Origin of the sequence: Streptomyces hyderabadensis, assembly GCF_020404845.1 — a bacterium.
Classification (GTDB): domain Bacteria; phylum Actinomycetota; class Actinomycetes; order Streptomycetales; family Streptomycetaceae; genus Streptomyces; species Streptomyces hyderabadensis.
In genome coordinates this window covers 61,870-77,760 of record NZ_JAIOJZ010000011.1, presented here as the reverse complement: position 1 = coordinate 77,760, position 15,891 = coordinate 61,870, and the positions used below count along the sequence as shown (strand labels likewise).

The 15,891-nt window shown below is 72.3% G+C and carries 17 protein-coding genes; 11 read left to right on the top strand and 6 right to left on the bottom strand.

Going from position 1 to position 15,891, the window contains the following annotated elements; genetic code table 11:
* Window positions 1–6: 6 nt before the first annotated feature.
* From K7854_RS11265 to K7854_RS11240, 6 genes are read left to right on the top strand one after another with little or no spacing between them, the layout of a single operon-like run.
* On the top strand, window positions 7–1,242 hold the full coding sequence (locus tag K7854_RS11265; RefSeq protein ID WP_226026272.1) for a cytochrome P450: 1,236 nt from the start codon (window positions 7–9) through the stop codon (window positions 1,240–1,242).
* Complete coding sequence (locus tag K7854_RS11260; protein ID WP_226026271.1) at window positions 1,239–2,063, top strand: thioesterase II family protein; 825 nt, start codon at window positions 1,239–1,241, stop codon at window positions 2,061–2,063. Before K7854_RS11265 ends, K7854_RS11260 begins: the two co-directional genes overlap by 4 nt.
* Before the next feature lie 22 nt (window positions 2,064–2,085).
* On the top strand, window positions 2,086–2,814 hold the full coding sequence (locus K7854_RS11255) for a class I SAM-dependent methyltransferase (protein WP_226026270.1): 729 nt from the start codon (window positions 2,086–2,088) through the stop codon (window positions 2,812–2,814).
* A complete protein-coding gene (locus K7854_RS11250) occupies window positions 2,811–4,631 on the top strand; it encodes an ABC transporter ATP-binding protein (protein WP_226026269.1) in 1,821 nt (606 codons plus the stop codon). The genes K7854_RS11255 and K7854_RS11250 overlap by 4 nt, the downstream gene beginning before the upstream one ends.
* Entirely contained in the window at window positions 4,628–6,394 is a 1,767-nt protein-coding gene (locus K7854_RS11245; protein WP_226026268.1) for an ABC transporter ATP-binding protein, read from the top strand. Before K7854_RS11250 ends, K7854_RS11245 begins: the two co-directional genes overlap by 4 nt.
* 59 nt (window positions 6,395–6,453) lie before the next feature.
* Window positions 6,454–7,896, top strand: a complete 1,443-nt coding sequence (locus K7854_RS11240) for a salicylate synthase (protein WP_226026267.1) — start codon at window positions 6,454–6,456, stop codon at window positions 7,894–7,896.
* A 41-nt stretch (window positions 7,897–7,937) separates the two neighbouring features.
* Here K7854_RS11240 and K7854_RS11235 read toward each other — a convergent pair whose 3' ends face one another.
* Window positions 7,938–8,531 (bottom strand): TetR/AcrR family transcriptional regulator, encoded by a 594-nt coding sequence (locus tag K7854_RS11235; protein ID WP_226026266.1) that lies wholly within the window; start codon window positions 8,529–8,531, stop codon window positions 7,938–7,940.
* 73 nt (window positions 8,532–8,604) lie between these two features.
* Here K7854_RS11235 and K7854_RS11230 point away from each other — a divergent pair, with 73 nt between their 5' ends.
* Window positions 8,605–9,312, top strand: a complete 708-nt coding sequence (locus tag K7854_RS11230) for a hypothetical protein (protein ID WP_226026265.1) — start codon at window positions 8,605–8,607, stop codon at window positions 9,310–9,312.
* A gap of 4 nt (window positions 9,313–9,316) precedes the next feature.
* On the opposite strand, the gene K7854_RS11225 is transcribed toward K7854_RS11230, so the two are convergent.
* From K7854_RS11225 to K7854_RS11215, 3 genes are all read right to left on the bottom strand, one after another.
* Window positions 9,317–9,541, bottom strand: coding sequence for a hypothetical protein (locus K7854_RS11225; protein WP_226026264.1), 225 nt, complete (start codon window positions 9,539–9,541; stop codon window positions 9,317–9,319).
* Window positions 9,542–9,648: 107 nt separating this feature from the next.
* Window positions 9,649–9,876: a VOC family protein gene (locus K7854_RS11220; RefSeq protein WP_226026336.1), complete on the bottom strand. Its 228-nt coding sequence runs from the start codon at window positions 9,874–9,876 to the stop codon at window positions 9,649–9,651.
* A 105-nt stretch (window positions 9,877–9,981) separates the two neighbouring features.
* Complete coding sequence (locus K7854_RS11215; protein ID WP_226026263.1) at window positions 9,982–10,350, bottom strand: VOC family protein; 369 nt, start codon at window positions 10,348–10,350, stop codon at window positions 9,982–9,984.
* A gap of 60 nt (window positions 10,351–10,410) precedes the next feature.
* On the opposite strand from K7854_RS11215, the gene K7854_RS11210 reads away from it, so the two are divergent.
* Window positions 10,411–10,872, top strand: coding sequence for a MarR family winged helix-turn-helix transcriptional regulator (locus K7854_RS11210; RefSeq protein ID WP_226026262.1), 462 nt, complete (start codon window positions 10,411–10,413; stop codon window positions 10,870–10,872).
* Between the two features lie 46 nt (window positions 10,873–10,918).
* On the opposite strand, the gene K7854_RS11205 is transcribed toward K7854_RS11210, so the two are convergent.
* The gene (locus K7854_RS11205; protein WP_226026261.1) at window positions 10,919–11,236 is read right to left on the bottom strand and encodes a hypothetical protein; all 318 of its coding nucleotides are present in this window, start codon (window positions 11,234–11,236) and stop codon (window positions 10,919–10,921) included.
* A gap of 94 nt (window positions 11,237–11,330) precedes the next feature.
* Here K7854_RS11205 and K7854_RS11200 point away from each other — a divergent pair, with 94 nt between their 5' ends.
* From K7854_RS11200 to K7854_RS11190, 3 genes are all read left to right on the top strand, one after another.
* Window positions 11,331–12,197, top strand: a complete 867-nt coding sequence (locus K7854_RS11200; protein ID WP_226026260.1) for a LysR family transcriptional regulator — start codon at window positions 11,331–11,333, stop codon at window positions 12,195–12,197.
* A gap of 109 nt (window positions 12,198–12,306) precedes the next feature.
* Window positions 12,307–12,816 carry a 2'-5' RNA ligase family protein gene (locus tag K7854_RS11195; protein ID WP_226026259.1) on the top strand — a complete coding sequence of 170 codons (510 nt, stop codon included), beginning with the start codon at window positions 12,307–12,309 and terminating at the stop codon, window positions 12,814–12,816.
* 309 nt (window positions 12,817–13,125) lie between these two features.
* Entirely contained in the window at window positions 13,126–14,886 is a 1,761-nt protein-coding gene (locus K7854_RS11190) for a lysyl oxidase family protein (RefSeq protein WP_226026258.1), read from the top strand.
* A 74-nt stretch (window positions 14,887–14,960) separates the two neighbouring features.
* On the opposite strand, the gene K7854_RS11185 is transcribed toward K7854_RS11190, so the two are convergent.
* Window positions 14,961–15,857: a MurR/RpiR family transcriptional regulator gene (locus tag K7854_RS11185; RefSeq protein WP_226026257.1), complete on the bottom strand. Its 897-nt coding sequence runs from the start codon at window positions 15,855–15,857 to the stop codon at window positions 14,961–14,963.
* Window positions 15,858–15,891: the final 34 nt, after the last annotated feature.

Sequence of the window (15,891 nt, the reverse complement as noted above, 5' to 3'; positions counted from 1 at the left end):
CCACCGATGACATCCCCCGAATCCCCGACGGCGTCCGACGCCCCCGGCGCCCTCCCGCCCCGCGCCTTCCCGATGCGGCGCGGCTGCCCCTTCGCCGCGCCCGCCGAGTACGCCGCGCTGCGCACCGACGAACCGGTCGCCCGCGTCACCCTGCCGACCAAGCGGGAGGCCTGGGTGGTCACCCGCTACGACGACGTGCGGGAACTGCTCTCCGACCCGCGTGCCAGCGCCGACATCCGCCGTCCGGGCTTCCCCGCCCTGGGTGAGGGCGAGCAGGAGGCCGGGGCCAGGTTCCGGCCCTTCATCCGCACCGACGCCCCCGAGCACACCCGCTACCGGCGCATGCTGCTCCCGGCGTTCACCGTGCGCCGGGTCCGCGCGATGCGGCCCGCCGTACAGGCCCGGGTGGACGAGATCCTGGACGCCATGCTGGACGCCGGCGGCCCGGTGGACTTCGTCACCGCGTACGCCAACGCCGTCTCCACGTCGGTGATCTGCGAACTGCTCGGCATCCCGCGGCACGACCTGGAGTTCTTCCGGGACGTCACCCGGATCTCCGGCTCCCGCAACAGCACCGCCGAGCAGGTCTCCGAAGCCCTCGGCGGCCTCTTCGGCCTGCTCGCCGGGCTGGTCGCCGAGCGCCGGGAGGAACCCCGCGACGACCTGATCTCCAAGCTCGTCACCGACCACCTGGTGCCCGGCAACGTGACCATGGACCAGCTGCTGTCCACCCTCGGCATCACCATCAACGCCGGCCGCGAGACCACCACCAGCATGATCGCCCTGAGCACCCTGCTCCTCCTGGACCGGCCGGAGCTGCCGGCCCAGCTGCGCGAGGACCCCTCCCTGATGCCCGCGGCCGTGGACGAACTCCTGCGCGTCCTGTCCGTCGCCGACTCCATTCCGCTGCGCGTCGCCGCCGAGGACATCGAACTGTCCGGCGTCACCGTCCCCGCCGACGACGGTGTCATCGCGCTCCTCGCCGGTGCCAACCACGACCCCGAGCAGTTCGACGAGCCCGAGCGGGTCGACTTCCACCGCACGGACAACCACCACGTGGCCTTCGGCTACGGAGTGCACCAGTGCATCGGCCAGCACCTGGCGCGGCTGGAGCTGGAGGTCGCCCTGGAAACGCTCGTCCGCCGCGTCCCCACGCTCCGCCTCGCGGGGGAGCGGGACCAGGTCGTCGTCAAGCACGACTCGGCCACCTTCGGCCTCGACGAACTGATGGTGACCTGGTGACCGCCGCCTTCCGCCCGAACGCGTCCGCCCGCGCCGACAGCCCGTGGATCAGGCGGTGGAACGAGGGCGCTGCCGCCCGGCTCACGCTGATCTGCCTGCCGCACGCCGGCGGCAGCGCCGGCTTCTACCGGCCCTGGGCGGCGCTGACGCCCCCCGAGGTGGAACTGATCGGCATCCAGTACCCGGGCCGCGAGGACCGCTTCGACGACCCGGCGAGCACCGGCATGGGCGAGCTGGTGACCGCGGTGGCGGACGCCGTCCTGCCGCTGCTCGACCGGCCGTACGCCCTGTTCGGGCACAGCATGGGCTCCGCCGTGGCCTGGGAGCTGGCCCATGAACTGGACCGCCGGGGGGTCCCCGGCCCACGCCGGCTCTTCGCCTCCGGCCGGGCCGCGCCCGGCACGGCGGTGACCGGACAGCTGCACCGCCAGGACGACGACGTCCTGTGCGCGGAACTGGCCCGGCTCGGCGGCACCAGCCGCGAGGTCCTCGACGACCCGGGGCTGCGCCCCCTGGTCCTCACCGCCGTCCGCCACGACTACCGGATCATCGAGACCCACCGGCCCGAGCGGCGGCCGCCGCTGTCCTGCCCGATCCACGTGCTGACCGGCGACGCCGACCCGGAGCTCGGCGCGGAACGCAGCCGCGAGGGGGCCGGCGGCTGGGCGGACCTCACCACCGCGCGCACCGAGGTCCGGGTCTTCCCCGGCGACCACTTCTACCTCACCCCGCGACGCCGTGAGGTGGTCGCCACCGTCCTGCGCCGACTTGACCCCTCGCTGACCACGGACGCCCGGCGCACCTGGCCGAGCACCCCTTGAACCCCGCCGCCAGGAGACTGACGTGATCGACTACTACTCGACCTCGGCCGAGTTCTACGAGCTGGTCGCCACCCGGCACACCGCCAGCAGCGGCCCCCCGCTGACCCGCGTCCTGACCGGACTGGACGTCTCGCACGGTCCCGTCCTGGAGATCGGCGCCGGCACCGGGCGCGTGACCGAGGTCATCGCCGCCGCGCTCCCCGACGCCGAGATACTCGCCGCCGAACCGTCGGCCACCATGCGGGCCATGCTCACCTCCCGGGTCGCCCGCGACCCGGACCTGCGCCGCCGGGTGACCGTGGTCGACGCGGCGGCCCAGGACCTCGCGCTGCCCGAACGGCTCTCCGCCGTCGTCATCTTCGGCGTGGCCGGCCATCTCACCGTCCCCGAACGCACGGCTCTGTGGAAGCGGCTCGCCGCCCGCCTGCCCGAGGGGGCGCCCATCGTCGTGGAACTGATGGGGGTCTCCTCGCCCCGCGTCATCCCTCCGGTGATGTCCCTGCGGGAGACCATCGGCCGCCAGACCTACGAGTGGTGGATCGGCGGCGAACCCACCGAGGGCGACGCCATGCGGTTCACCACGACCTGGAAGGTGCTGCGCGACGGCCGCACCGTGCGCGAGGTCGCCGACAGCTACGACTGGCACACCTTCGACGTCGCCCGCCTGGCCCGCGAGGCGGGCATGACCAGCCGCCGCATCACCGAGGCGGGCGGCCGGCCCATCCCCGAAATCGGAGTACTCGTCAAGTGAAGTCACAACCGCCCGAATCCGGCCCGGACCCGGTGACCCGGACCCCGGCAGCCCCCGGCACGGGCACCGGGGCACCCCCGCGCCCCCTGCGCGAGCTGACCGAGCCCGTCCGGGGCCGACTGGCCGTCGCCGTCGGCCTCCAGACCGTCGCGGCCCTCGCCGGAGTGGTGCCGTTCATCGCCGTCTCCGAGATCGCCGACCGGCTCACCGCAGGGGCCCCCGCCGACGGCGACACCCTGTGGCCGCTGGTCGCGCTGGCCTGCGCGGCCGGACTCCTCGCCCTGGTGTGCGGCACGGCGGCCGGCGCCCTCGCCCACCTCGCCGACAACGACCTCCAGCTCACGCTCCGGCGCCGGCTCGCCCGGCACATCGGGCGGCTGCCGCTCGGCCGGCTCACCGAGCGCGGCACCGGCGAGGTCAAGCAGGCGGTGCAGGACGACGTGAGCGCGCTGCACACGCTGTTCGCCCACACCCTGCTCGACGTCGTCGCCGTGCTCAGCGCGCCGCTCCTGGCACTGGCCTACCTGTTCACCGTCGACTGGCGCCTCGCCCTCCTGAGCGTCGTGCCGTTGCTGCTCGGCGTGTTCCTGTTCAGCCGGGCGATGGCGGGTGCCGCGGCGCAGATGGCCGAGTTCGGAGCCGCGGTGGGGCGCATCTCCGCCGCCGCCGTGGAGTTCGCCTCCGGCATCGCCGTCTTCAAGAGCTTCGGACGCGGCCGCAAGGCCCACGAGCGTTTCGTCGACGCCACCGAGGGCTTCGCCGACTTCTTCTCCCGCTGGGTCCGCACCACCCTGGTCAGTTCCACCGCCGCCGTGCTGGTGGTCGCCCCGGCCGTGGTCCTGCTGCTCCTGACCTTGCTGGGCGCCGTGTTCGTCACCCAGGACCGGCTGCCCGGCGCCGCACTCGTCCCCTTCCTCCTGCTGGGCCCCGCCGTCGCCGCCCCCATGGGCGTCGTCGGCCCGCGCATCCAGCAGATCCGGGCCGGTCAGGCCGCCGCCGTCCGCATCACCGAGCTGCTGCACGCCCCGACCCTCCCCGAGCCCACGACCCCCGTCCTGCCCGACGGCCACCACGTCCGCCTGCGCGGGGTGTCCTTCTCCTACGACGGGCGGACCGACGTCCTGCGCGACGTCGACCTCGACCTCGCCCCCGGCACCGTCACCGCACTCGTCGGGCCCTCCGGCTCGGGCAAGTCGACCCTGGCGTCGCTGCTGCCCCGCTTCCACGACGTCACCGCCGGCACGGTCACCCTCGGCGGCGCCGACCTGCGCGACATCCCCGCGGCCGAGCTGTACCGCCGGGTCGGCTTCGTCCTGCAGGACGTGCGGCTGCTGCGGGCGAGCGTCACCGACAACATCGGCCTGGGCCGCCCGGAGGCCACCGACGCGGAAGTCGAGCGGTGTGCCCGCGCCGCCCGCATCCACGACCGGGTCATGGCCCTGCCCGACGGCTACGCCACCGAACTGGGCACGGCCGTCACCCTGTCCGGCGGCGAGGCACAGCGCCTGTCCATCGCCCGGGCCCTGCTCGCCGACGCCCCGGTCCTCGTGCTCGACGAGGCGACCGCGTACGCCGACCCGCACTCCGAGGCGCTGATCCAGGACGCGCTGTCCGCGCTCGCGGCCGGCCGCACCCTGCTCGTCATCGCCCACCGATTGTCGACCGTCCGCTCCGCCGACCGGATCGTGGTGCTGGAGGACGGGCGCGTCACCGAACAGGGCCGCCACGACGAGCTGCTGGCTGCCCGGGGCCGCTACGCCGCCCTCTGGGACGCCCAGAGCAGCGCGGACGACGTCCGAGAAGGAAGTGCACGATGATCCGTCAGCTCTACCGGGTCCTGGGACCGGAAGGCTCCCGCCCGCTCAACCGGCTGCTCGTCCTGCAGTGCGGCGCGGCCGTCCTGCAAGGCGTGGCCTTCGCCCTCCTGGTGCCCGTCCTGCGGGCCCTGCTCGGCCCCGGCCCCGGCGACGTGTGGCCCTGGCTGACGGCGTTCGTCGCCTGCGCCCTCGCCCACACCGTGCTCCAGGGCGCGGCCATCGGCGGCGGGTTCACGGTCGGTTCCCGGCTCTCCCGGGTCCTCCACCGCCGTATGGCGGACCAGGCCCTGCGCCTGCCCCTCGGCTGGTTCACCGCCGGCCGCACGGCCGAGTTCAGCAGGCTGGCCGGCCAGAACGTCATCCAGGTGATGAGCACACCGGCCCACCTGCTGCGCCCGTTCATCAGTTCCCTGCTCACCCCGGCGACGCTGGTGATCGCCACGTTCTTCTTCGACGTCCGCACCGCCCTGGTGCTGCTGGTCTGCGCACCCGTGCTGTTCGCCGTCCAGGCGGCGAGCAGCGCCGTGATGCGCCGCCTCGACCTCGGCCGCGACGCCGCCATCGGCGAGTCCGCCGACCGGGTCCTGGAGTACGCCCGCAACCAGCCGGTGCTGAGGGCGTTCGGGCGGACCGCCGAAGGCTACGGAGCGCTGGACGACGCCCTGCTGGCCGAGGCGCGCGCGGACCGGCGGCTCATCGCGCGGGGGCTGCCCGGCCTGGTCTCCTTCTCCTTCGCCACCCGGCTCGTGTTCGCCCTGCTGCTCGCCCTCGGGGTGTCCTGGCAGCTCGACGGTTCGCTCACCGTGCCCACCCTGCTGGCGCTCCTGGTGCTGCTGGTCCGGCTGATCGACAGCGTCTCCTCCGCCGCCGAGGCCGGTGCCGGGATGCGCATCGCCCGCAACACCCTGGAACGCCTCGGCGCGGTCCTCGACGAACCGCCCTTCCCCCAGCCCGCCGAGCCGAGGACCCCTCGCGACGCGAGCGTGGAGTTCACCGGGGTCGGCTTCCGCTACGACGGGGACGACGGCGGTCCGGCGGACGCCCCGGCCGCACGACCGGTCCTGGACGACGTGACCTTCCGCCTGCCCGAGCGCAGCATGACGGCGCTGGTCGGTCCCTCCGGCGCGGGCAAGACCACGATCGCCGGGCTGCTCGCCCGCTTCCGGGACACCACCGAGGGCACCGTCCGCATCGGCGGTGTCGACGTCCGCGAGATCGCCGCCGACGACCTGACGGCCCATGTCTCCCTCGTCTTCCAGGACGTCTACCTCTTCGACGGCACCATCGAGGAGAACGTCCGCGTCGGCGCCCCCGACGCGGAACCCGGCGCACTGGCCGAGGCCGCGGCCCGCTCCGGCCTCGACCGCGTGATCGAGGAACTGCCCGACGGCTGGGCCACGAAGGTGGGGGAGGGCGGCGCACGTCTCTCCGGGGGCCAGCGCCAACGCGTGTCCATCGCCCGCGCGCTCCTCAAGGACGCCCCGATCCTCGTCCTGGACGAGGCCACCGCCGCTCTCGACCAGGAGAACGAGGCGTTGTTCGCGGACGTCGTGCGGACCCTGGCGGACCGCAAGACGCTCCTGGTCATCGCGCACCGGCTGAGCACCGTCGTGCGCGCCGACCAGATCCTCGTCCTGGAGGACGGCCGGATCACCGAACGGGGCACGCACGACGACCTGGTGACGGCAGGCGGCACGTACGCCTCCTTCTGGGAACGGCGCGCGCGGGCCCACGGCTGGCGCCTGGCGGCGGCACCGTCATGACCGCTCACCCGACACCCGCGGCCACCCCGGACCGAACGGCAGAAAGAAGGCACGACACGATGAGCACCGGATCCCGGAACACCTGGGAGGGATGGGCCAGGTCCGTTCCGCCGCTCGCGCACACGAGCACCCGGGAGCCCTGCCACGACCCGGCGGCCACCGCCACCCGCCTCGCCCGCGCCGGACTGGCGGACCAGTACGTGGTGTACGAGACGGAGGGCGGAGCCTGGCACTTCGCGGCGGGCTCCGACGTGCGGGTCACCGCGGACACCGCCGGCATCACCGCGCAGGCCGCCGGGCGCATCTGGACCTCGCGCACCGGCGGGCGGCCCCTGGCGGCGTTCGCCGACGCCCTGTCCGCCCTGCGCGACGAGGGCGGCGAGGGGGACGACGAGGACGAGGGCGGCGAGGGATGCAAGGGCGGCGAGGGGCGCCACTTCTACGGCTGGGCGGCCTTCGAACTCGCCCACCTCCTGCACGCGGACCCGGCCTCGGCCGGGGACCGGCCCCTGCTGCACGCACTGATCCCCTCCGTGGAGGTGACCCTCACCGGCGACTCGACGGTGATCCGCGCGGTGGACGAGGCCTGGGCGCGCAAGGTCGCCGACCTGCTCGCGGAGCCCGCAGACGGACGGGCCGCCCACGACGGACCGACGCCGGACCGGACCGAGGGCATCATCGCCGTCGGCAGTGCCGCCTACGGCCAGGCGGTCGCCCGTACGGTCGAGGACATCCGCGCCGGGCTGCTGGAGAAGGCCGTGGTCTCCCGGAAGGTCCCGCTGCCCGCCGAGCCCCGCCCGGACTTCGCCGCCACCTATCTCGCGGGCCGCCGGGCCAACACACCGGCCCGTTCCTACCTGCTGGACCTCGGCGGTTACCGGGCAGCCGGATTCAGCCCCGAGACCGTTCTCGAGGTCGGGGACGACGGGCGCGTCAGCACCCAGCCGCTCGCGGGCACCCGCGCTCTGGGCGCCGACCCGGCGGAGAACGAACGCCGATGCGCCGAACTGCTCAGCGACCCCAAGGAGATACACGAGCACGCCGTGTCCGTGCGTCTGGCCTGGGACGAGATGGCGGCCGTGTGCCGCCCCGGTACCGTCGTGGCCGAGGAGTTCATGTCGGTGCGCCGACGCGGATCGGTGCAGCACCTCGCCTCGCGGGTGACGGGACGGCTCCGGCCGGACGCCGGACCCTGGGACGCCTTCGCCTCCCTCTTCCCGGCGATCACCGCCACCGGGGTGCCCAAACGCGCCGCGCTCGAAGCCCTGGCCCGGCACGAGGACGGGCCGCGCGGCCTGTACGGCGGCGCGGTGTTCCGGGGGAGCAGCCGCGGCGCCCTGGACGCCGCCCTCGTTCTGCGCACACTCATCGGCACCGAGACCGAGGCGTGGCTGCGGGCGGGCGCCGGGGTCACCGCCCAGTCCAGCCCGGAACGGGAGACCGAGGAGACCTGCGAGAAGCTGCGCAGCGTCGCCCCGTATCTGCGCCTGTCCGCCGACTGAAGGCGGGCGACGGGCGGGCGCGGCCCGGCTCCGGCCCCGGCTCAGGTGATCAGGGGCAGGTAGATCGTGTCGACGATCTCCCTGATGTCCTCGGACGGCACCGGCTCCAGTTCCATGAGGACCTGGTGCCGGAGCAGGTCGAAGGGGAGGCGGGTGATGCGCGGGGTGAGCTTCGTGCCGTCGATCTCCCCGCGTGCGGCGGCGCGGTGGGCGACGGACTCGATCAGCGCCCATCGCGCCTCGACCAGTGAGGCGCGCAGTTCGGCCGGTGTCGTTCCCGTTTCCTCGAAGTAGGCGGCCAGCTGCGCCGTCATGGCTGCCGCGAACGCGGTGAACGCCCCGTTGAGCTGTTCGAGGAGGGCGATCGTGTCGTCGCGCAGGGACCCGGTGTCCGGGTCGGTGAGTGCGAAGTCCGCGCTCGCGCGGCGGATGGCGTCGCGGACGAGGAGGTCCTTGGCCGCCCAGTGGCGGTTGACGACCGGCCGGCTGGTACCGGCGCGTTCGGCGACTGCGGCGAAGGTGAGCCCCGCGTATCCGTGAGCCATCAGCTCGTCCCACGCGGCGTCGAGGAGCGCGGCCCGCAGTTCCGCGCCGCGTCGGCGGCGGGGGGTGGAATCCGACCTTGCAAGATGCATGGATGCATCTTATGGTCGGTGGCAGGCACCCGGCAAGCGAGCGGTGCCCCCTCTCTCCTGAACGGGTAGAAAAATGACCTCAAAAACTGATGCGCACCAGTCCGTCCCGGTCACGGTCGAGGTGCACACCATGGGCCGCAGTTTCGACGAGTCCGAAGTCGACCGGTGGGAACTGAAGGCGGCACGGCGGGCCCTGAGGAACCTGAAGGACGTGGCCGGCGGCCAGGTGATGATGGACCTCCTCGGCGAGCAGATCGACGACGGCGACCGCTACCACAAGGAACTCGTCGCGGCCTCCGGCGGCACCTACCGTGAATCGCGGACCGAATTCACCGTCCGCGGCCTCAGCGGCACCCGCCTCGCCCAGTGGTTCGGTGCGCAGGCCGGTACCGGCCGCTTCCAGGACAAGTCGCTGCTCGTCAACGCCCATCCCGAGCACTACGTCGAGCCGCCCGCCTACACGGGAGGCATGGTGGAGACGATCGGCGGCCACCTCACCCGGTTCAAGGTCTCCGTGGCCCGTGAACTGCCCGCAGCGGTCAGCGCCTACCTGGACGCGGCCTACCCGGTGACCCTGATGAACGCGCTGCTGAGCCTGGACGACGGCACGCCCTTCGCGTACTGCCTGCACCAGGCCCGGGACACCGACGCCGGTGCCGACGTGGTGGTACGCGTCATCTATCCGTCGGCCGCCCCCGACTCGATGATCGAGGGCCACTGCGAGCACCTGGCGATCGAGTTCCGCAGCTGGATCCGCAACGCGGCCGCCGCGACCCGCTGACGGATCAGTCCGTGGCGCGGTGCAGTTCGAGCTGCCGGTTGACGAAGAGGTGCACGAAGCCGCACCGCAGGCAGATCAGCCCCGTGGCGGTCTCGTCGGCCCAGGCCAGATTGAACAACTCCCCGCCCGTGCTGTTGAGTTTTACCCCTCGTTCGCGGAACAGGTCGCTCTTGCAGACCTGGCACGTGATCTGAAGCTCTCCCAGCGAGGCCCGCACCGCCTTGGCCATGCCATCTCCCTTCCCGGGCCCGGCACGGTGGCCGAGCCGACGCATACCGCCGCTCCTGCTCGGCCCATCTTCGGTCATCGCTGAGTGGATCCCCGCGCCGGTGCCGGTCAGGGCCAGCGCGTCGCCTGCTCACGGAAGACGTCGGGGTCGCTCTCCGTCGGCAGAACGCACAGCAGGTGTCCGCCGGGGGCCCGCAGGACACGGCACTCCTGCCATTGCGAGACCTCCTGGGCGCCCAGGGCGATCAGGCGGGCCGTCTCCGCCGCCACGTCGTCGGTCTCGAAGTCCAGGTGCATACGAGGGGCATCGTCAACCGCCTGAACGGCCGTGACCAGACCCGGAAGCGGCGGGACACCTCTCCCGATGGCGAGCGGTCGAGTGATGCGGTCGTACGGCCCCGCGCCATCGTACGAGGGGGCGGCGGCGTGCCGTTCCGCCGGTCAGGTGCGGTCGTGGAGAGTGACGTGGTAGCCGTCGGGGTCGGCGAAGGTGAACGTCCGGCCGAACGGGCCGTCGATCGGCGCGGAGACGATGGTGTGACCGTCGGCGGCGAGAGCGTCGTGGATGGCCTGGACGTCGGTGGCGTGGAGCCAGATCGCGGCACCGATGCCGGGCTGGGAGACGGATGCGAGGTCGGTGCCGGGCACGACCTCGCGGAGGGCGAACGCGATCGGCTTCGTCTCGAAGACCACGGCGTGCGGCGGCCCGGCCGGCGAGCGGACGAGACCGAGGTAGTGCTCGTAGAACGCCTGTGAAGCGTCCAGATCGCGTGCCTGGAGCGAGAGGAAGTCGGGACCGGTGGCGGGCATGGTGATGCTCCTTCTCTTCATGTCAGTTTTCTGACACGAAGCGTATGTCAGAATACTGACATGAGTCAAAAGGGTGCCGGCATCGACCTCGACAAATCACTGGGCTACCTGCTGAAAGAGGCTTCGAGCGCCCTGCGCACGGCCATGGAGGAGGTGCTGCGGCCGCTGGGCATGAGCGTGACGCACTACTCCTGTCTGGAGCTGCTGGCCCAACGGCCGGGCCTGTCGAACTCCGAGCTGGCGCGCGGCGCGTTCGTGACCCGCCAGACGATGAACACGTTGCTCCAGACCCTGGAGCGTGAGGGCTACGTGACCCGGCCCGCGGAAGCGGCCGTCGGAAAGGTCCTTCCCGCGCGGCTCACGCCGAGCGGCCGACGCAGCCTGGAGAAGGCGACCGTAGCCGTCAGGTCCGTCGAGGTCAGGATGCTGGCCGGCATGACCGAGGCGGAGCAGGCACACGCCTTCCGCAGTCTGCAGAGCATGATCAGTTCCCTGCGCGAGCGCGACGAGGATGCCTCCTAGCCCGGGCCTCGGCCCATGTCCCGCCGCGCCCGGCCGGGAGTGCGGATCAGGTCAGCGGCTCGTGGTTGGCCCAGACGGCCCGGTACGGGTGGCGGGCCTGCCAGCGCCTGATGAGGTCGACGGCCCCGGGCATGGTGAAGGTCGCGTTCAGGGCGTCCAGGTCGGTCAGGTGCAGTTGCACGACGGCGCTGGCGACGGCCACCGGGGCGTGGTCGTCACCCGGGACGCGGATGTGGTGCCGGGTCGCGACCGACTCGACCAGACCGGAACCCATCACGAGCTCCTCGAACTCCTTGAGGTACTGGTCCAGCTCATTCGCGGGAATCGGATTGTCGAACGCGACGATCATGGTGTGGTGAATCATGCCTCCAGCGAACAGGCATTTTTCCCGCCCGTCCAAGATCCATCCGATCTCGTTCCATGCCTCATGGGAATGGATCAGGCGGTAGCCTTACGTCATGGCCGAGCTGGAGACCCGCGAGCTGGAGTACTTCGTCGCCGTGGCGGAGGAGTTGCACTTCGGGCACGCCGCGGCCCGTCTGGCGATCGCGCAGCCGGCCCTGTCCAAGGCGATCCGGCGCCTGGAATCCCGGCTCGGAGTGCGGCTGCTGGAGCGCTCGAGCAGACACGTCGCCCTCACTCCCGCCGGTGACGCGCTCCTGCACCACGGCCGGCACGCACTCAACGCCGTCGGCGCGGCTGCCGAGAAGACGCGCCGGGCCGGTGATCACCAGGCCCGCCTGCGCCTGGTGATCAAACCCGGCGGTGACGCGAACCTCCTGTCCGGCATCCTGGCCGCATACGCCGACCGTCCCGACGCCCGCCAGGTGGACATCCTGTTCGGGGGTGCCACCGACCGCGCCGACCACGTACGCGACGGCCGCGCCGACGTCGCCCTGCTCTACGCGCCGTTCGACGACATGACCGGCCTGGACCACGAAACCCTGATGGTCGAGGGACGGGTCGCGATCCTGCCGCCGGACCACCGGCTCGCCTCCCGCTCGGAGGTCACCCTCGCCGATCTCGCCCAGGAAACGCTGCCCCGCTGGAAAGGTGTGCGCTGGACCGGAGCACCCGAGGCCGGACAGGGGCCCGAGGTCACCGACGCGGCCGAAGTCCTGCACATGATCAGACTGGGCCGCACCGTCGCACTCCTGCCCCGCTCACTCGCCCAGCCGATGCAGCCCGACCTCGTCTACCGGCCAGTGCCCGATGCTCCCGCCAGCGAACTGGTCCTGGCCTGGTCGCAGGACGACCGCCGCCCCCTGGTCGCCTCCTTCGTCGCCGCCGTCGCGGAGGCGAGCGCACGATCGGCTGGGGCGTGAACGGCCGCCTCGACGCACGCGACTGCGCGCCCGCCCGTCGCCGCGGGGACCGTCCGGACGCGTAGGGTCGGCTCGACGGGGAAGCGGCGAGGCAGGGAAGGGGCAGGAGATGGCACGGACGGGTACGACGGCCGTGCTGGCGCTGTTGCCGGACGCCGAGCCGCTGTTGCGGTCGGCCGCCGAGGTGGACGCACTGGCGGTGCGACCGGGTGTGCCCGCACATGCCGCGCTGCTCTATCCCTGGCTGCCCGCCGACGAGGTGGACGGGTCGGACATGGACCGGCTGCGGGGCGCCCTGCCGGCCGGCCCGGTACCCGTCGGGTTGGCCGCGGTCGAGCGAACCGGCGGGTTCGTCGGTGTCCCGGTACCCGAACTGGGCCAGGCGGCCGACGCCGTACGCACGGCCTTCCCGGGGCAGGTCCCTTACGGCGGCCGGTTCGGTCTGCGCCCGCCGGTGCACCTCACCGTGGCCCTGGACGCCGACCTGCGGGCCGCAGCCGAGATCGCCCGCCGTACCGCGGCCGCCCTGCCGATCACCACGGAGGTCACCGCCCTGCACGTGGTCGCCCTGGCCCGCACGGGGTGGCACAGCCTCGCCGAACTGCCGCTCAGCCGCTAGTTGCCCGCTCCCGGTCAGGCCGCGGCCGTGACAGCCCGGCACCGGGCGGATGCCGACTCTGCCCGGCTGTTTGCTGCCCGGTTGCCCGGCTGTCTGCGCCCGTATACCGCACCACCCGCCACCAGGCGGCCCGTATCCGTGACTTCAGCCTGATTTCGTCCACGACACGGCGATCCGGCCAACCTCCTCCCCGTTCCCGCCTCCTGGACAACCGGGCATCCCACCGCTCCCTCTCACAGCGCGGGCACAGCAAGTGCCCGCCTGCTTCCTTCCCACAGCACCCCCCAGCACCTGAAGGACGAGGGATCGATGACCAGAACGCGCACCACCCGGCTGCGGCGTCCACTGCTCGCAGGCACCACGGCCGTCGCCGCCATGGCCGTGACCGCCGGGCTCGTGGCCGCGACCACGGAGCCGGCGAAGGCGGCCGCGACGGGGCCGAAACTGAGCCTCATCGCCGCGACCAACTCACTCACGCTCACCTCCTGGAAGGAGGACCCGGGCGTCTATCTCGACCTCGGCACCTACCTCACCGCCGAGGGCAGTCCGCTGGAGCTGAAGGTGACCCGCAAGTCCTACAAGGACCCGGTGACCATCACCCAGACCGTGTACGAGGGCGGCAAGGCCAAGGCCAAGACGTTGCCCAAAGGCACGGTGAAGGACTTCTCCGGGCTGCCCGGCTTCGCGGAGATCACGGTCACCGACAAGGCGGGCAAGAAGGTCCTCAGCCGGACCGAGGACTTCTGCCCGAACAACGCCAGCGGCCGGGTACGTCCCGACGCGCCCGCGACGTCCAAGTATCCGGAGAGCTGCCCCACCAACCCGTTCACGCTCGGCTCGGTCTGGGGCGTGGAGAAGGGCTGGGCGGCCAACACCTACGCGGGTTCCTACACCGACCCGGCCGCCCTGGCGCCCGGGACCTACACCGCGAAGGTCACGGTCGCCAAGAAGTACCGCGACCTGTTCGGCATCGCGAACAAGCCCGCCAGCGTCAAGGTGACCGTGGTGGAGCGGAGTTACGAGGACGACCAGGGTGCCGTCGGATCGGCCGCATCCCGGTCCGCGACGGCGGGCGAGCACGCCGGTCACGAAGCCGCCCACCAGGCTCCGGCCGCGCACGAGGGCCACGGACCGGGGCACGCCCCGACCCCCGCCCAGGCGGCGGCACCGGTCACGAGCGGTGCGGGCCCCTCGTACAACGTGGGCCACGGACCGCTCAAGGCGGCGCCGCCCGCCCTGCCGTGGGCGCTGAAGAAGAAGCAGGCCGCGCGTTCGATGCCGGTCGGCGACAAGGGCGGTCAGACCGACGGCTCGCGCAAGGCCCCGGCGCTCCAGCCGCTGGCGAAGCGGCCGGCCGGCAAGCCCGCCGTACCGGACGTCCCCAAGCCCGACCTGCGCTCACTGCCGGCCTACGGCATCGTCGTCACCGACGGGGAGAAGGACATCCCCGGCAAGGACTACCTCGCCTTCAGCGCCAACGTGTGGAACGCCGGTCCGGCGCAACTGGTGGTGGACGGCTTCCGGACGCCCGGCAAGGCCAAGATGGACGCCTACCAGTACTTCTACGACGCCAAGGGCAAGCAGGTCGGCTACACCCCGACCGGCACCATGGAGTGGGACCCGCGTCCGGGGCACGTGCACTGGCACTTCACCGACTTCGCCAGCTACCGGCTGCTGAAGGCGGACAAGAAGGAGGCCGTGCGCAGCGGCAAGGAGGCCTTCTGCCTGGCCAACACCGACGCGATCGACTACACGGTGAAGAACGCCAACTGGCACCCGTACAACACCGACCTGGCCACCGCCTGCGGGGAGGAGAACTCCATCTCCGTCCGCGAGGTTCTCGACGTCGGCTCCGGCGACACCTACTCCCAGGACCTGCCGGGCCAGTCGTTCGACATCACGGACGTACCCAACGGCACGTACTACATCCAGGTGCTGGCCAACCCGGAGAAGCGACTCAAGGAGACCAACCTCGACAACAACAGCGCGCTGCGGAAGATCGTGCTCGGCGGCAAGCCGGACGCACGGACCGTGACCGTCCCGGCGCACGACCTGGTGAACGCGAACTGACCTGACCCCGGGGGCGTCAGCGCCCCGCTTCGAAGAGCCGACGGCCGCCCGCGGTGGCCGTCGGCTCCTCCGTGTCACCGATGGGGTGGTACCAACCGCTCCCGCAGTGCCGTCAGTTGGTGCGAGTGCTCGACGGCCCGGGTCTCGTCCAGGGTGGTCATGGCCAGCAGCAGGGCATCGGCGACCAGGAGGCCGGTCAGGGACTCGTTGGTGTTGCCGGTGGGGGTGTGCGGCGCGGTGAGCACGGCGTCGACGCGGTCGCCGAGCGTTTCCCCGAGTTCGTCGGTGATCAGGACGACGGCGGCCCCCACCGCCCGCGCCCGTTCCACCAGCACGGTCAGTTCGTGCAGATGGCGGGCGGGCTGGAAGACGACCACCGCGTCACCCTGGGACAGCGGCAGCAGATCGTCGGCGAAGGCGAATCCGGTGGCTCCGCTGAACCGGGAGCGGCGCCCGAGCCGGCCCAGGGACAGGGCCAGGTGGCGGGCCCCGACTTCGCAGGCGGCGACACCGTAACAGAGGACCTCGCGGGCCGAGGCCAGCGCTTCGACGGCCCGTTGGAAGGACTTCGTACCGGTCAGACGCCTGGCCTGCTCGATGCGTTCTAGCGCCTCGTCGAACACGTCGCCCCAGATGCTCTCCAGGTCCTGGCCCACGTGGGAGATGCGCTGCTTGAGGCGGACGTCGGGCGCCTGGGAAGCGGTGAAGTCCGCGGCAAGCTCCCGCTTGAGGGCCGGGAGCCCGGCGTAGCCCAGGTGCTGCAGGGCGCGGACGACGGTGGCGTTGCTGGTGCCGCTGGCGGTGCCCAACTGCTGGGCGCTGGCGAACATGATCTGCTCCGCGGGCGCACTCGCGAGGTACTGGGCGACGGTGCGCTCGGACGCGGAGAGTTCCTCCCACAGATCTCGGATCGCGGTCCGCAAGCGGGCCAGACCGCCCGGACCCACACTGCCGGCCTCTGGAACATCCATTACGCCTCTTGACTTAATCGGTTTCCTGATTACG

What these genes read in the sequence shown, in the direction of transcription:
- K7854_RS11185 (WP_226026257.1), bottom strand. Translation starts at nt 15,857, where the DNA reads ATGGATGTTCCAGAGGCCGGCAGTGTGGGTCCGGGCGGTCTGGCCCGC.
- K7854_RS11200 (WP_226026260.1), top strand. Translation starts at nt 11,331, where the DNA reads ATGGCCGAGCTGGAGACCCGCGAGCTGGAGTACTTCGTCGCCGTGGCG.
- K7854_RS11205 (WP_226026261.1), bottom strand. Translation starts at nt 11,236, where the DNA reads ATGATTCACCACACCATGATCGTCGCGTTCGACAATCCGATTCCCGCG.
- K7854_RS11230 (WP_226026265.1), top strand. Translation starts at nt 8,605, where the DNA reads ATGACCTCAAAAACTGATGCGCACCAGTCCGTCCCGGTCACGGTCGAG.
- K7854_RS11240 (WP_226026267.1), top strand. Translation starts at nt 6,454, where the DNA reads ATGAGCACCGGATCCCGGAACACCTGGGAGGGATGGGCCAGGTCCGTT.
- K7854_RS11245 (WP_226026268.1), top strand. Translation starts at nt 4,628, where the DNA reads ATGATCCGTCAGCTCTACCGGGTCCTGGGACCGGAAGGCTCCCGCCCG.
- K7854_RS11195 (WP_226026259.1), top strand. Translation starts at nt 12,307, where the DNA reads ATGGCACGGACGGGTACGACGGCCGTGCTGGCGCTGTTGCCGGACGCC.
- K7854_RS11210 (WP_226026262.1), top strand. Translation starts at nt 10,411, where the DNA reads ATGAGTCAAAAGGGTGCCGGCATCGACCTCGACAAATCACTGGGCTAC.
- K7854_RS11190 (WP_226026258.1), top strand. Translation starts at nt 13,126, where the DNA reads ATGACCAGAACGCGCACCACCCGGCTGCGGCGTCCACTGCTCGCAGGC.
- K7854_RS11265 (WP_226026272.1), top strand. Translation starts at nt 7, where the DNA reads ATGACATCCCCCGAATCCCCGACGGCGTCCGACGCCCCCGGCGCCCTC.
- K7854_RS11225 (WP_226026264.1), bottom strand. Translation starts at nt 9,541, where the DNA reads ATGGCCAAGGCGGTGCGGGCCTCGCTGGGAGAGCTTCAGATCACGTGC.
- K7854_RS11215 (WP_226026263.1), bottom strand. Translation starts at nt 10,350, where the DNA reads ATGCCCGCCACCGGTCCCGACTTCCTCTCGCTCCAGGCACGCGATCTG.
- K7854_RS11235 (WP_226026266.1), bottom strand. Translation starts at nt 8,531, where the DNA reads ATGCATCTTGCAAGGTCGGATTCCACCCCCCGCCGCCGACGCGGCGCG.